This is a genomic window from Nocardioides sp. zg-1230 (genome assembly GCF_013155335.1).
GTDB lineage: Bacteria > Actinomycetota > Actinomycetes > Propionibacteriales > Nocardioidaceae > Nocardioides.
This window is the reverse complement of sequence record NZ_JABJQZ010000005.1, coordinates 331,554-345,006: the sequence shown is the minus strand read 5'-3', so window position 1 is coordinate 345,006 and position 13,453 is coordinate 331,554. Positions and strand designations below refer to the sequence as shown.

Genomic DNA, 13,453 nt, shown 5'->3' with positions numbered 1-13,453 from the left:
ACTCGCACTCAGGGCCGGTGAAACGGCACAGGATGCAGGCGGACATAGCTCAGTTGGTAGAGCGCAACCTTGCCAAGGTTGAGGTCGCGAGTTCGAGTCTCGTTGTCCGCTCGGAAGGTCTCCCCCGTTCATTTCGGAACCTCCACGGTGGGTTGGCCGAGAGGCGAGGCAACGGACTGCAAATCCGTCTACACGGGTTCAAATCCCGTACCCACCTCCGCCAGAGATCGACACCGACACAACTCAAGACTTGGGCGATTGGCGCAGCGGTAGCGCGCTTCCTTGACACGGAAGAGGTCACTGGTTCAAACCCAGTATCGCCCACCAGCACCACGAGAGGCCGGTTCCCGTCAGGGAACCGGCCTGTCGTGCAACAGGCCACTGTCGGCGATCTCGTAGTGGCTGGCTCACAGGGCGTCCTCGAAGTGCGCCACGACCCTGCGCTCGTACTCCGCCGCTTCGTCGTGGATCGCCGCCGTGTGCCTTGCCTCCGGCAGCGCCCAGAGCACCGTGCCCGGTCCCGCGACCTCCGCGTACCGCTCGTTCACATCCAGCTCACCGGCCAAGGACCCGGTCGCCACGAGGAGGAGCGGCGTGGGGGCGACCTGTGGCACCAGCTCGACCAACGGGTCGCCGGGCGACTCTCCGGAGAACAACTGCGCCGTGGCCAGCACCGGCGCCATCATTGCGACGTTGCTCGCCTGCTCCGGCGGGATGTCGGCCAGCGAGCGAATCGTTGCACCGTCCGCCACCACCGCCGACAGCCTTCGGTCGTGTGCGGCGGCCTCGATCAGCACGTCGGCGCCGGTCGAGAGCCCCAGTCCGCCGATCCGGGAGGCGTCGACGTCCCGGCGGGCCTCGAGGTAGTCGAGGGCCCCGGCGACGTCATCCCCCCATCCCCAGCCATAGCCGTTGGGCGTGCCCTCGCTGCGGCCCGTGCCCCGGGCGTCGTACAGCAGCGCGCCGTAGCCGTGGTCGGCCAGCATTGCGGCGTGGTCGACAGCGGCGCTCCGGTCGCCCCGGGCGCTGCTGACCAGGAGCACGGCCGCCCCGTTCTGCGAGGGCGCGTACCAGCCCGACAGCGACAGGCCGTCCGAGGAGTCGAAGCTGACGGGCCGGAAACGGTCGTCCGGTGGGTCCCCCACCGGAGACCTGAAGAGGTGCGTCTGGCCGATGCCGACCCCCACCGGCATCAGCACGAAGGTGACGCCCAACACCACGGCGCTCGTGACGAGCACCCTGACGGCCCACGTACGGCGCCGTGTGGTCCCCCGCTCGCCGCGGTGGAGCAGCGGCAGGAGCGCTGCCATCACCAGCAGCGCGGCGGCGAACACTGCCGCGATCATCCCGGTGACATCGCTGCCCGAGATGGAGTCGCTGACGGCCACGTGCATGACGTGCATCGCGCCGTTGGCCACGGTGACTGCACCCACGACGAGGGCCAGCATGGCGCGGACGCCGGTGCCCGCATGGCGGAACCACCACAGGGCTACCGCCGCTGCGACGGACACCACGGCCAACGCGAGCAGGTGCTGGTCGCCCGGGACGCCCGGCTGGCGGTGCAACACGGCGTCGTCGAGGGCGTGCACGAGCCCGGCGACGGTGCCGGCGAGGAAGACGAGAAAGGGGCGGTCAGTGCGCCACGACGGCTTCGACGAGGTCATCGGTTTCTCCTGCATCGAGTGAGCCGGGACGGTCCTGGCTCGCCATCGACGCTAGGTGTCGCGGCCGCTCGGAGGGACCGGGCTGACCGCTCACGCTCCAGGCGCGGTCCGCACGTCATCGGGTGGGAACCCGCCCGGACGTCGTGCGGGAACCACCCTGCGCGCGCGCCGCAGGATCCGGCAGGCTGTGAGCAGGAGGTTCAGGATGGCGGACGTGCGCGTGGTGGTCGTCGACGACCAGGAGCCGTTCCGCCGCGCCGCCGGAGCGGTCGTCGACGCCAGCCAAGGTTTCGAGCTGGTCGGCTACGCCAGCGACGGCGAGCAGTCCTTGACCTCCGTGCTCCGTCACCGTCCGGACCTCGTGCTCATGGACGTCAACCTTCCCGGCATCGACGGGCTGGAGGCGACGCGCCGGATCAAGCAGCTGGAGCCGTCGCCCGTCGTCGTCCTGCTCTCCACCTACGAGCTGACCGAGCTGGGCGCTGACCCCCTCGAGTGTGGGGCGCACGCCTACCTCGCCAAGGCCGACTTCGATTCTGCCCGGCTGCGCCAGGTCTGGCGCGAGTCAGCCGGCTGAGTCACGGGGTGGGCATCGGCAGGGTCACGGGCAGGTCCAAGGACACGACGGTCTGCCCACCCTCGCGTGGCAGTGTCAGCTGTCCGGACAGCGCCGCCGCGCGGTCGCTCAGGTGCAGCAGCCTCTGCGGCTCCGGGGCCGGTGTGGACGCCCGGATCGTCAGCGAGAGGCGTTGCTCACCCTCCTCGATGCGCACCTCGATGCCGGAGCCGACGACGCGCAGGACCTCCGCGACGCAGAAGTAGGCGGCGCTCTCGATCGCGGGTTCGAACCGACGTCCGGGCTGTAGGTCACCCACGAGCGTGCCCATCCCCGTCCGCGAGAGCAGCCCGGTGAGCGCCGCCGACAGCCCCAGACGGGCAAGCTGCGCAGGAAATACGCCCCGCGTCAGAGTACGCAGCGCCTCGAGGGCGACCTGCACCTCCCGGTGCAGCCCGTCCAAGCGATGCCGTGTAGTGGCGTCTGGGGGGCCCGCGGCCAGGATCTCCCTGACCTGCCCCTCCACCACGCGCAGGTGCGGTACGACGTTCTCGGCGAGGTCGGACTCGAACCGTTGTCGCTCGAGCTCCTGGGCGAGGTCGAGACGTCGGGAGGAGGCTTCGAGGTCTTCCATGCTGGCGCGCAGGTCCTTCAAACGCTGGGCCAGAGCCGACTCGAGGCTGATGTTGCGGAAGGCGCGTCCCAGCTGCACCGCGAAGTCGGCGAGCAGACGCTGGTCATCGGCCCGCAGCGATCTTCCGGGAGGCATCGTCACCGTCAGCTCCCCGAGTCGCTCGCCCTGCTCGATGACTGGCAAGGTGGAGGCCGGCCCGGAGGCACCGGTGACGTGCTCCGGCCAGGTCACCAGACTGGCAGGCCCTCCCGGGACCTCGGCGCGGATCGTGGTGCTGCGGGCACCGACCGCGTCGCCGACGGCCTCGCTCACCCGGCGGAGCAGCTCCTGGGTGCTGGGCGCCTCCTGCAGACGGCTGCTGAAGCTCGCGAGCTCCAGGTACGGCGCAGCCCGCGCGCCGTACACGATCCGGCCGGCCATCCGCCCGACGCGGGCCCGCAAGGGTTGGGCGGCGACGGCCACCAGCGCGGTCGCGAGGATCGAGGGCCACACCTTCCCGTCGGTCATCGGGAAGACCCGGCCGATCGCCACGACCAGCCCTACGTAGCCGACCGTGACGATCCCGGTGAGCACGCCCATGACGATGGCGCGGTTGAGGAACACGTCGATCTCGTAGAGCCGGTAACGCAGGATCGCGATGCCCAGGAAGAACGGGATGGAGAGGTAGCCGACCATGACCGGCAACGGCTGGAACCAGACGGAAGTGGGGAGCGCGGCGAGACCGACGTTGACCACGACTCCGAAGGCCAGGACGATCGCAGCCACGGCCACCCAGCGAAGCTGGGCCCGTTCGTCGCCGGTGGCGCGTCGGAGCCGGCGGAACAGCAGCACGGCGGCGGCCACCGCCCCGGCACTGACGAGGAGGAACGCCGCGACCAGCGCCACCTCCAGCAGGCGGCCGGGGTGGCTCTCGAGCTGGGCGTCGGCGTCGAGCCGGCTCGGCGGGACCGTGCAGATGGCCAGCGTGTTGATCGCCAGGCCCAGGAGAGGAAGGGCCACGGCGCGGCGCGACCAGCGGGAGGTCGGCTGACCGTCCGGCGCCAGCAGGAAGAGGATCGTGAGGAGCGCGACGACGAAGAGTCCCCCGGCTTGGAGGGAGAGCCAGTTCGCGACCTCTCCCCCCGGTGCGCTGCCGAGCTCACCGGCCAGGACGTTGTGGCCGTAGGCGCGCAGCATCAGGCCGAGCTCGCTGACGAGCTGTCCCACCACCAGCAGCCAACCGATGACGTGTCCGGGGTAGCGGGAGACGATGACGGCGCCCACCCCCGCTCCGGCGATGGCGCCCAGTGTGACGAGCGGGAAGCCGTCGCTGATCACGTCCGTGTGGAACATCGAACGCTCGGACGAAGCGAGGAGCAAGACGTGGACCACGCTCACCAGCAGGGTCAGGCCGAACAGACCTCTCGCCAGTCGTGCCCGCATGTCACGCCACCCCGCGCTCTGCCGGCGCGACGTGCGGGAGGGTCACTCGGACCGTGGTCCCCTCACCGCCCGTCCCGTCGACGGTGAGCTCTCCGCCCAGAGCGGTGACCCGCTCCCGCAGGTTCGCCAGGCCACTGCCATCCGGCCGGGCGGGGGCAATCCCTCGACCGTCGTCGTGGACCTCGACGGTGGTCCGCGCGTGCTCCGCGACCAGCCGGACGTCGATGCGACGGGCGTCCGCGTGCTTCGTCGCGTTCTGGACCGCCTCCAGCACGCAGAAGTACAGGGTCGCCTCGACGGCCGGCGCCAGCCGCTCGAGGGACGAGGGGTGCACCTGCACCGGCACCGGATTGTTCGCCGTCGCCGCTCGTACGGCGCCCGCCAACCCCTCTCGCCCCAAGGACTCGGGCAGGAGACCGGCGGACAGGTCGGAGAGATTGCGCACGGCGTCGGCGGCGGCGTCCGCCTGCTCCTCGAGGACTCGGTATGCCTGGGCGGTGTCGGTTTCGAGCAGCGCTCCGGCGAGCTTCAGGTTGATGGCGATGGCCACCAGCTGCTGCTGCGCCCCGTCATGGATGTCCCGCTCGAGCTGACGACGCTCCCTGTCCTGAGCTGTCACGAGCCGTTCGCGGGTCCGACGCAGCTGGAGCTCCCGACTGCTCAGCTCCTCCAGCCGCAGGGAGAGCTCCTCCCGCAGCTGCGCGGTCTCCAGGACCATTCCCGCCTGGGCGGCCAGGCCGCCCAGCAGTCGCTCCTCGACCGGAGTCATGGGACGGGACGGGTCCTCCCGCACCCGCAGGACGCCCAGTGGCCGTTGGGCGTGCGCCACGGTGACCGAGCGCACGACGCCGTGCGGGTGGTTGTCGTAGAGCGAGGGCGGAGGCTCGTCCTGCCCGTCGCCCCGGGGATAGGTGGCGACCAGACTCAGCCGGTCCCCCGTCAGGACCCACACCTGGGCCCACTGCACGCCGAGGCCGGTCGCAAGCATCCGCGCGATGACCGCGGGCGCCTGTCGATGGCTCCCCGGAGCGGCCAGCTGCCGGGGAAAGTCGGCCAAGAGGTCGTAGGGGGAGGAGGACGCAGGGCTCAGGCGTCGGGCGGCATACGCTTGTGCACGGGCCCGGACCGGCTCCAGCACGCCCGCGACCACCAAGGTCGCCAGGACGGAGAGGGCGAGGTCGGGCGTGCCGGTGCGCCCCACCAGCTGTCCGCCGACCACGACCATCACCACGTAGACCGCCACGGTCAGGACGGCTGCGGCGGCCCAACCGGCGAGCGAGTCGCCGCGCCGGGCGACAGCGCTCAGCGTGCCCAAGTTGCCCATGGGTCAAGTGTCGCCCTCCCCGGCCCGGTCGGGTCAGGCGCGTGACCGCCCGGCAGGGGTGGGTCAGCCGCACGTCGAGGGGTCGGGTGACCGCGGCGGGGCCGCGCGCGGGTCATGCGGTGGACCCTCACCGGAATGCGCACGGCCCCCTCCTCCAGGCCCTCGACAGCGCCTGCAATTGAGGAGAGCCGGTCGGGTGACCGGTCGCCTTGACCCAGGAGAAGAACAATGACAAGCACCACGACCACGACCACGACCACGACCGCGGGCCCGAGGACGATGGCGGCCGCACGTGCCGTCGGCGTCACGAAATCCTACGGCGCGGGGGACGCAGGCGTCCTGGCGCTCGACAACGTCGACGTCACGATCGAGGCCGGACGGTTCACCGCGATCATGGGACCCTCAGGCTCCGGCAAGTCCACCCTTCTGCACGTGCTCGCGGGACTCGACCGTCCCACGAGCGGGGAGATCTTCATCGGTGACGCGGACGTCACCGCCATGAGCGACAAGCAGCTGACCCTGCTGCGGCGGGACCGGATCGGGTTCATCTTCCAAGCGTTCAACCTGCTGCCGACGCTGACCGCAGCCGAGAACATCGCACTGCCGTCGAAGATCGCGGGCCGGCGACCGGACCCGCTCTGGGTGCAGTCGATCGTCGAGACCGTCGGGCTCGGCGGGCGTCTCTCGCACCGGCCCTCCGAGCTCTCGGGCGGGCAGCAGCAACGAGTAGCCGCGGCACGGGCCCTCGCCGGCAAGCCGGACATCGTCTTCGCCGACGAGCCCACCGGCGCGCTCGACTCACGATCCGGCGAGGAGCTGCTGCGCTTCCTGCAGCACGCCGTCCGCGAGATGGACCAGACCGTCGTCATGGTCACCCACGACCCGGCCGCCGCCGCGCACGCGGACCGGGTCCTCTTCCTCAGCGACGGCGACATCGTCGACGAGATGCATCACCCCACCTCTGACGAGGTCCTCGAGTACATGAAGAAGCTAGGAGCTTGAACCATGTTGACTGCAACGATCAAGGGGATGCTGGCGCACAAGCTCCGGCTGCTCCTCACCGCCGCCTCGATCGCCCTGGGGGTGGCCTTCCTGGCAGGCACGTTGATGCTGAGCCACAGCATGCAGACTGCGTTCGACGATCTCTTCGCCAGCGCCAGCTCGGGGACGGACACCATCATCCGCAGCGACGTGGACGAGAAGCAGCCGGACGCCGGGGCCAATCGGCGTCCCGTGCGCGCGTCGCTCGTCGAGGACGTGGGTCAGGTCGACGGCGTCGCCACCGCCGAGGGCCGGGTGGAGGGCTACGCGCTCCTCACCGACTCCGACGGCAAGCCGATGCAGCCCAGCGGCGCACCGGCCATCGGCACCAACCTGGCCGAGAGCGTCGAGCTGCGCGGCGTCAGCGAGCTTCGCGACGGTCGCGCCCCTGAGGCCCCCGACGAGGTGGCCATCGACGCCACCTCCGCGGCCGAGGGCGACCTCGGCATCGGGTCGCAGGTGCGCATCATGTTCCGGGGACCCGCACAGACGTTCACGGTCGTCGGCATCGTGGGCTACGGCGACGCCGACGACCTCGGCGGCTCGTCGGTCGCCTACTTCGAGTCCGCGACCGCGCAGAGGCTCATGGGCCACGACGGGACCTTCGACACCATCGTCGCCGCGGCCGCCGACCACGTCTCCGACGACGAGCTCGCGCGCCGGATCGGCGAGGCGCTCCCCCAGGGAGTCGAGGCGGTGACCGGTGCCGCCGTCGCCGAGGAGCGCTCGGAGTCGGCCAAGGAGGGCCTCGGGTTCTTCACCTACGCGTTGATGGCCTTCGCCGGCATCGCGCTCTTCGTGGGGTCCTTCATCATCTGGAACACGTTCTCCATGCAGGTCGCGCAGCGCACGCGGGAGCTCGCGCTCTTCCGTGCCATCGGCGCGACCCGGCAACAGGTGATGCGCACCATCCTGGGGGAGGCGGTCCTCCTGGGCCTCGTCGCTTCCATGGCGGGCATCGCCCTCGGGGTCGGGATGGCGCGGGCCCTCACCGGTCTGATGGAGGGTCTCGGGTTCTCGTTGCCCACGGCCCCCCTGGAGGTCCGCCCCGTCACGATTCTGGCCGGTCTCGTCGTCGGGACCGTCATCACCGTGGTGTCAGCCGTGACGCCCGCGCGCCGGGCGACCAAGGTGCTTCCTGTCGAAGCACTGCGGGACGCCGTTCCCGCTGCGCCGCGGTTCTCGATGGTGCGGCTGGGCATCGGCGCCGTGCTGACGACCGGCGGCGTGGTGGGGCTGCTGCTGGCGCTGTTCGGGCCGGCCCACCCCGCCTTCATCGGGGTCGGCGTGGTCGGAGCGGTCCTGGGCATCACGACCTTGGCGCCCCTCTTCATGCGATCCCTCGCCGCGGCCGTGGGCTGGCCCCTCCGCATGCGCGGCCTGGCGGGCGACCTGGCCCGCCAGAACGCGATGCGCAATCCCAAGCGCACCGCCTCCACCGCGATGGCCCTGGTGATCGGCCTGACCATGGTGGTGACCGTCGCAGTCTTCGCCGCGTCGTTGAAGGCGTCGTTCACTGACGTCCTCGCCAACTCCACCAAGGCGGACCTGTACGTCCTGACGCCGACCAACGACGCCCCCGGGTACAGCCCCGAGGTCGTGCACCTGGTGCGAGCCGTCGACGGCGTCGACCTCGTGTCGCCCACATCCTTCGGCGCGGGACTCTTCGAGGGCAAGGAAGGGCAGTTCACCTCCGTCGACCCCGGGACGGTCGAGAGCGCTCTCGAGATGGGCATGGTGGAAGGCAGAGCCGTGGACCTGACGGACACCGGCGTGCTCGTCAAGGAGGACCTCGCCGCTACCCAGGGCTGGGAGGTCGGAGACACGATCCGCGGCGCGTTCCCCGGCGAGCGGAGCGCGAAGCTGCGGGTGGAGGGGATCTACGACGGCGAGGGGTTCGTCAACACCGACTACGTGATCACCGGGTCCGCACACACCGCGTACTTCCCCGACCGCCTCGAGGGCACCGCCATGGTGCTCGTCGCGGACGGCGAGGACGTGACCGCGGTCCACGACCGCATCGCCGAGGCTCTGGCCGAACAACCCGACGCGACCGTGATGGACCAAGAGGAGTTCCAGGGCGCGATGGGTGGTCTCATCGACCAGCTCGTCGGGTTCGTGACGGTGCTGCTCCTGCTGGCGGTCGTGATCGCTCTTCTGGGCATCGTCAACACCCTGGCGCTGTCGGTCTTCGAGCGCACCCGCGAGCTGGGACTGCTGCGAGCGGTCGGCATGACGCGGGGACAGGTGCGGGCCATGGTTCGCTGGGAGTCGGTGGTGATCTCCGCCATCGGAGCGCTGCTCGGCGCCGTGCTCGGCATCGGCCTCGGCCTGTCGCTGAGCCGGGCCCTGGCCGACATGGGGATCGACCAGATCGCCGTGCCGGTTCCCCAGCTCGCCCTCTATGTCGTGGCAGCCGGTCTGGCCGGGGTGCTCGCGGCGATCGGGCCGGCTCGCAGGGCGTCCGACGTGGATGTGCTCCGGGCGGTCGTCAGCGACTGAGCCGGACGCGGGGGCCCTCCCGGCTGATGCCGGGAGGGCCCTCGTCACGTCCTCGGAGGGCCGGTGGTGCCGCCCGCCTCGAGGTACGTCAGCACCGCGGTCACACGGCGGTTCACCTCGGACTCCTCGCTCAGCTGGAGCTTCTGGAAGACCGCCGTGATGTGCTTCTCCACCGCGCGCTCGCTCATGAAGAGCGTCGTGGCGATCGCGGAGTTGCTCCGCCCCATGGCCATCTGCTGGAGGACTTCTGACTCCCGCTCTGTGAGCCCGAGCAGCGGAGAGGAGGACTGGCACGTGCTGCGCTGGAGCAATCCCTCGACCACCTTCGGGTCGAGCGCAGACCCGCCGCGAGACACCTCGTACAGGGCCCGGACGAGCTCCGCGACCTCAGACACCCTCTCCTTCAGCAAGTAGCCCAGCCCTGCGACGCCGTCCTTGAGCAGCTCGAAGGCGTAGTCCGCCTCGACGTACTGCGACAGGACGACGACGCCGACCCCGGGATGCCTCGCACGGATCTGTCGAGCGGCCTCGATGCCCTCGGTGGTGAACGAAGGGGGCATGCGGATGTCCGTCAGCACGGCGTCCGGCTGGTGCTGATCGACCGAGGCCATCAACGAGGACGGGTCGGCGACGGTGTCGACGAGCTCGACCTGGTCCGACGTGGCCAACAAGGCGGCTGTGCCCTGGCGCACCAGGTAGTTGTCGTCAGCGAAGACCACGCGCAGCCTCATGGAACGACGGTATCCCGGCCAGAGGATGCCCGCAGGTCAGACTGCTGCCGCCGAGCAGCGGAACGGCAGTCACGAACGTGACCCCTGCCCTGTGTCGAGGGGTCGGGGCCCTGTAGGAGGTGCGGTCCCGACCGGGCCCGGTCGCGCGTCCGCGATCTTCAACCCGTCCCACGCGGCGGGAGCGTGGTCGGTGTCGGGCAGGTGCTCCGGCGGTGTGGAGCGGGGCACGGGGGTGGCCCGGGAGTGCTGGTGGGTGTGCGTACGCACGTCGATGTCCTTTGCGAGTCGTCAGGTCGCAGGCCGATGCGCCTGCGACGCTCCGACAGGTGCGCGCGGCGCCGGGGCAGCCTGCGGCACCGGCGGCCGTCGAGGCGGGCCGGCGGGTGGGCGCTGCGGTCAGGGCAGGACGGGCGGCGCGCGGTCGACGCTGCGTCGCAGCACGTCGAGGCCGCGGACGCCGCGAGCCTCCTCGCTGAGCCGCAACGCCGCCAGGGCGGCACCGGTCGGCACGCGTGTCGCAGCGAGCTGGGCCTCCATGCCGCACCTCCGTCCGCGCGTCGCGATCACGCCCCCGGGCGGCGTGGCCGGGCCGTCGTCACCACCCTAGACAGGTGGGCATCCACCCGGCCTGTGCTCGGCGGACAACCGAGCGTCGATCCGTCGTGGCGGACGCACAACGCGCTCCGGGGGCCCGTGGGCGACGATCAGTGCCATGAGCGAGAAGACGAGGGCGCCGCAGCGCGTGGTCGTGCTGGGCGCCGGCATGGTCGGACTGTCCACGGCGTGGTTCCTGCAGGAGCACGGCGTCGAGGTGACCGTCCTCGACGAGGGGGGTGTCGCCGCGGGGTCGAGCTGGGGCAACGCGGGCTGGCTCACTCCCAGCATGGCGGTGCCGCTGCCCGAGCCGGGGGTGCTCCGCTACGGCGTCCGGGCGCTCCTCGACGCCTCCTCGCCCGTCTACGTCCCCCCGACGCTCGATCCCCGCCTGTTCCGGTTCCTGGCCCAGTTCGCGCGCAACTGCACGACGAGCCGGTGGGAGAAGGCGATGCAGGCCCTCGTCCCCCTCAACCGGGACGCACTGGACTCCTTCGCCCAGCTGGAGGCAGGCGGCGTCCGCGAGCGCACCCGGGCGGCCGAGCCGTTCACCGCCGCGTTCCGCGAGCCCCGTGACGCGGACGGGTTGCTGGCGGAGTTCGAGCACATCGAGGCGTCCGGGCAGCGCGTCGCCCACGACGTCATCGACGGTGCGTCCGCGCGCGCGGACGAACCGGCGTTGAGCGAGGACACCTCGCTCGCCATCCGGATCCGCGACGAGCGCTTCATCGACCCCGCGGCCTACGTCCACTCGATCGCGGAGTCGTTCCGGGCGCGCGGCGGCGTCATCCGCGAGGACGTCCACGTCAGCGAGGTCCGGCACTCCGCGCACGGGGTGGTCGTCGGCGACGCGTCGTACGACGCTGCCGTCCTCGCGACCGGGGCGCGGCTCAACGACCTGGGCCGCCGACACGGAGTGCGCCGGATCGTGCAGGCGGGCCGCGGCTACTCCTTCACCGTCAAGATCGACACCCTGCCGCGCGGGCCGGTGTACTTCCCCACCCAGCGCGTGGCGTGCACGCCGGTGGGCGACCGGCTCCGCATCGCCGGGATGATGGAGTTCCGCCGTCCCGACGCCCCGATGGACCCGCGTCGCATCCGGGCGCTGGTCGACCAGGCCGGACAGCTCCTCCAGGGCGCGCACCTCGACCAGCGCGAGGACGAGTGGGTGGGGGCACGGCCGTGCACCGCCGACGGCCTGCCCCTGGTCGGGGCCACCGCGTCGCCGCGGGTCTTCGCAGCCGGCGGTCACGGCATGTGGGGCATCACGCTCGGCCCGGTCAGCGGCAAGCTCCTCGCCCACCAGATCGCCACCGGATCGACCCCACCGCAGCTGGCGCCCTTCTCCCCCACCCGCTAGGTCGCGACACGGGTCAGCGCACCTCCGCGCCGCCCGGCATGGTCTCGAGCTCGAGGCGCAGGGCCAGCCGTTGCGTCGGGTCGTGCAGGTCGACGTCACACACCTCACCCAGCCGCGCCATCCGGTAGCGCACCGTGTTGGGGTGCACGCCGAGGACCTCTGCGGCTCGCTGCGGGTTGCCCCAGTGGTCGATGACGGCTCGCACGGTGTGACGCAGGGTGGCGTGCTCGCTGCCCGCGAGGCCGGCCGCGGGCGAGGGCAACGGTGTTCCGTGGAGCCCCGCCACGGCGCGCGCGACGACGAGGTCGGCCCAGCGTTCGTCGACGGTGAGGACCGGTCCGTCGTGGTCTGCCGCGTCGTGCGCCACGAGGGTCGCCAGCTCGTCCGCGAGCGCGCGCGAGGCAGGCAGGCCGGCCACGTCCTCGGTGCGGCTCCCCGCGACGACACCCACGTGCGTGCCCCGACGGGCCTCCTGTGCCACCAGGCGTTGCAGCCACGACCAGCTGCCCGGGTCGTCGCCGGTCGTCACGACGACGGCGTGGACGGCCTCGCCGAGGTCGGCCACGAGCGGTTGGCGCCACCCGTGGCGGCGCGCGAGCGCGAGCCACACCTCGCCGCGCGCCTCGGGGTCCAGGCCGGCCGGCCCGCGCAGGGTGACGACGCGCCAGGGGCCGTCGGCGAGCCAGCCGGGCTGCTGGGCCGACGGGGTGCTGAGCAGGGTCCGGACGTTGTCGAGCTCGACCTGGCGCTGCAGCTCGCTCTGGGCTCGCAACCGGAGCAGGTACAGCGCGATGACGTGCGCGGCGGTGGAGACCTCGCGCTGCTGCTCCGCCGACACCGGTTGGTCGACGACGGCCCAGACCGAGCCGAGCCACTCACCGCCGGCGCGGACCGGGACGACGTAGCGCGCCCGGACGCCGGTGTCGCTGCCAGGAACGAGGAACGGCTCGTCGGACCTGGCCAGGCGTCGGAACACACCGAGCGCCCTGAAGTGGGAGCGCACCTCGCGCGGCACCTGCCGGCCCACGATGGTCGAGGTGCGAGCCTCGTCGACGTCGAGCTGCCCGGTGGAGTAGGCCAGCACGCGCGAGGTGGCGTCCTCGATGGTGACCGGGGCGCCGAGCACGGCACTGACCTTGTCGGCCATCTCGAACAGGTCGCTGTGGACGTCGACGCGGCGTTGCCTCACGAGCGCCGCCGGCCGGTCGACTGCTGTGCGCAGCTGGCTCACCACCCACGACCACGGAGCGTCGTCGTCCACCACCAGCACTGACAGGCCGAGCTCCTGGCTGAGCTCTCGCACCCGGAGGCTCCTCGCCTGCTCCTTGCGCAGGACGATCCCCGAGGCCGGGGCCGCGCGCCGCACGACCTCCACCACCTCGTCCTCCGTGCGGGCGCCGACCAGCACGACCAGGTCGCCCGCCTCGAGCAGCACCGCGTCGCCGGGCTCGACCAGCTCGAGCCCGACCACCGACCGCTCGGCACCCGGCAGGAGCTCGACGAAGGCCGAGGTCAGCGCGTCAGACAGGGCGGAGGCGGTGATCACGGGCCCACTGTCGCACCCGGCGACGCAGCTGACGACGAGCGGCCGACCGCGCGGTCCGGGGACGTCGGTCGTCGTCAGG

The 13,453-nt window shown here is 71.7% G+C and carries 10 protein-coding genes and 3 tRNA genes; 7 read left to right on the top strand and 6 right to left on the bottom strand.

The window, feature by feature from the left end:
• Positions 1 to 38: 38 nt before the first annotated feature.
• From HOO61_RS17480 to HOO61_RS17470, 3 genes are all read left to right on the top strand, one after another.
• Positions 39 to 111 (top strand) — tRNA-Gly (locus tag HOO61_RS17480).
• 35 nt (positions 112 to 146) lie between these two features.
• Positions 147 to 217, top strand: a tRNA-Cys gene (locus HOO61_RS17475).
• Between the two features lie 35 nt (positions 218 to 252).
• A tRNA-Val gene (locus HOO61_RS17470) sits at positions 253 to 327 on the top strand.
• 80 nt (positions 328 to 407) lie between these two features.
• Here HOO61_RS17470 and HOO61_RS17465 read toward each other — a convergent pair.
• Entirely contained in the window at positions 408 to 1,664 is a 1,257-nt protein-coding gene (locus tag HOO61_RS17465; RefSeq protein WP_172260764.1) for an alpha/beta hydrolase, read from the bottom strand.
• Between the two features lie 205 nt (positions 1,665 to 1,869).
• On the opposite strand from HOO61_RS17465, the gene HOO61_RS17460 reads away from it, so the two are divergent.
• Positions 1,870 to 2,241: a response regulator transcription factor gene (locus HOO61_RS17460; protein WP_172260762.1), complete on the top strand. Its 372-nt coding sequence runs from the start codon at positions 1,870 to 1,872 to the stop codon at positions 2,239 to 2,241.
• 1 nt (position 2,242) lies between these two features.
• Here HOO61_RS17460 and HOO61_RS17455 read toward each other — a convergent pair whose 3' ends face one another.
• Together HOO61_RS17455 and HOO61_RS17450 are read right to left on the bottom strand one after the other, a co-directional pair.
• Positions 2,243 to 4,276 carry a histidine kinase N-terminal 7TM domain-containing protein gene (locus tag HOO61_RS17455; protein WP_172260760.1) on the bottom strand — a complete coding sequence of 678 codons (2,034 nt, stop codon included), beginning with the start codon at positions 4,274 to 4,276 and terminating at the stop codon, positions 2,243 to 2,245.
• Between the two features lies 1 nt (position 4,277).
• Positions 4,278 to 5,600 (bottom strand): sensor histidine kinase, encoded by a 1,323-nt coding sequence (locus tag HOO61_RS17450; protein ID WP_172260758.1) that lies wholly within the window; start codon positions 5,598 to 5,600, stop codon positions 4,278 to 4,280.
• A gap of 228 nt (positions 5,601 to 5,828) precedes the next feature.
• On the opposite strand from HOO61_RS17450, the gene HOO61_RS17445 reads away from it, so the two are divergent.
• Positions 5,829 to 6,602 (top strand): ABC transporter ATP-binding protein, encoded by a 774-nt coding sequence (locus tag HOO61_RS17445; RefSeq protein ID WP_172260756.1) that lies wholly within the window; start codon positions 5,829 to 5,831, stop codon positions 6,600 to 6,602.
• A gap of 3 nt (positions 6,603 to 6,605) precedes the next feature.
• Complete coding sequence (locus tag HOO61_RS17440) at positions 6,606 to 9,143, top strand: ABC transporter permease (RefSeq protein WP_172260754.1); 2,538 nt, start codon at positions 6,606 to 6,608, stop codon at positions 9,141 to 9,143.
• Positions 9,144 to 9,187: 44 nt separating this feature from the next.
• Here the strand turns inward: HOO61_RS17440 and HOO61_RS17435 are convergent, their stop codons facing one another.
• Both HOO61_RS17435 and HOO61_RS17430 read right to left on the bottom strand, forming a co-directional pair.
• Positions 9,188 to 9,874, bottom strand: coding sequence for a response regulator transcription factor (locus HOO61_RS17435; protein WP_172260752.1), 687 nt, complete (start codon positions 9,872 to 9,874; stop codon positions 9,188 to 9,190).
• Positions 9,875 to 10,270: 396 nt separating this feature from the next.
• A complete protein-coding gene (locus HOO61_RS17430; RefSeq protein ID WP_172260750.1) occupies positions 10,271 to 10,411 on the bottom strand; it encodes a hypothetical protein in 141 nt (46 codons plus the stop codon).
• Positions 10,412 to 10,586: 175 nt separating this feature from the next.
• Between HOO61_RS17430 and HOO61_RS17425 the strand changes: the two genes are divergently transcribed.
• Complete coding sequence (locus HOO61_RS17425; RefSeq protein ID WP_172260748.1) at positions 10,587 to 11,828, top strand: FAD-binding oxidoreductase; 1,242 nt, start codon at positions 10,587 to 10,589, stop codon at positions 11,826 to 11,828.
• A gap of 13 nt (positions 11,829 to 11,841) precedes the next feature.
• Here HOO61_RS17425 and HOO61_RS17420 read toward each other — a convergent pair whose 3' ends face one another.
• Positions 11,842 to 13,374, bottom strand: coding sequence for a helix-turn-helix domain-containing protein (locus HOO61_RS17420; RefSeq protein WP_172260746.1), 1,533 nt, complete (start codon positions 13,372 to 13,374; stop codon positions 11,842 to 11,844).
• Positions 13,375 to 13,453: the final 79 nt, after the last annotated feature.

Excerpts from the sequence above, each read along its gene's own strand:
- HOO61_RS17450 (WP_172260758.1), bottom strand. The coding sequence starts at position 5,600 with ATGGGCAACTTGGGCACGCTGAGCGCTGTCGCCCGGCGCGGCGACTCG.
- HOO61_RS17440 (WP_172260754.1), top strand. The coding sequence starts at position 6,606 with ATGTTGACTGCAACGATCAAGGGGATGCTGGCGCACAAGCTCCGGCTG.
- HOO61_RS17445 (WP_172260756.1), top strand. The coding sequence starts at position 5,829 with ATGACAAGCACCACGACCACGACCACGACCACGACCGCGGGCCCGAGG.
- HOO61_RS17460 (WP_172260762.1), top strand. The coding sequence starts at position 1,870 with ATGGCGGACGTGCGCGTGGTGGTCGTCGACGACCAGGAGCCGTTCCGC.
- HOO61_RS17455 (WP_172260760.1), bottom strand. The coding sequence starts at position 4,276 with ATGCGGGCACGACTGGCGAGAGGTCTGTTCGGCCTGACCCTGCTGGTG.
- HOO61_RS17425 (WP_172260748.1), top strand. The coding sequence starts at position 10,587 with ATGAGCGAGAAGACGAGGGCGCCGCAGCGCGTGGTCGTGCTGGGCGCC.
- HOO61_RS17430 (WP_172260750.1), bottom strand. The coding sequence starts at position 10,411 with ATGGAGGCCCAGCTCGCTGCGACACGCGTGCCGACCGGTGCCGCCCTG.
- HOO61_RS17465 (WP_172260764.1), bottom strand. The coding sequence starts at position 1,664 with ATGACCTCGTCGAAGCCGTCGTGGCGCACTGACCGCCCCTTTCTCGTC.
- HOO61_RS17435 (WP_172260752.1), bottom strand. The coding sequence starts at position 9,874 with ATGAGGCTGCGCGTGGTCTTCGCTGACGACAACTACCTGGTGCGCCAG.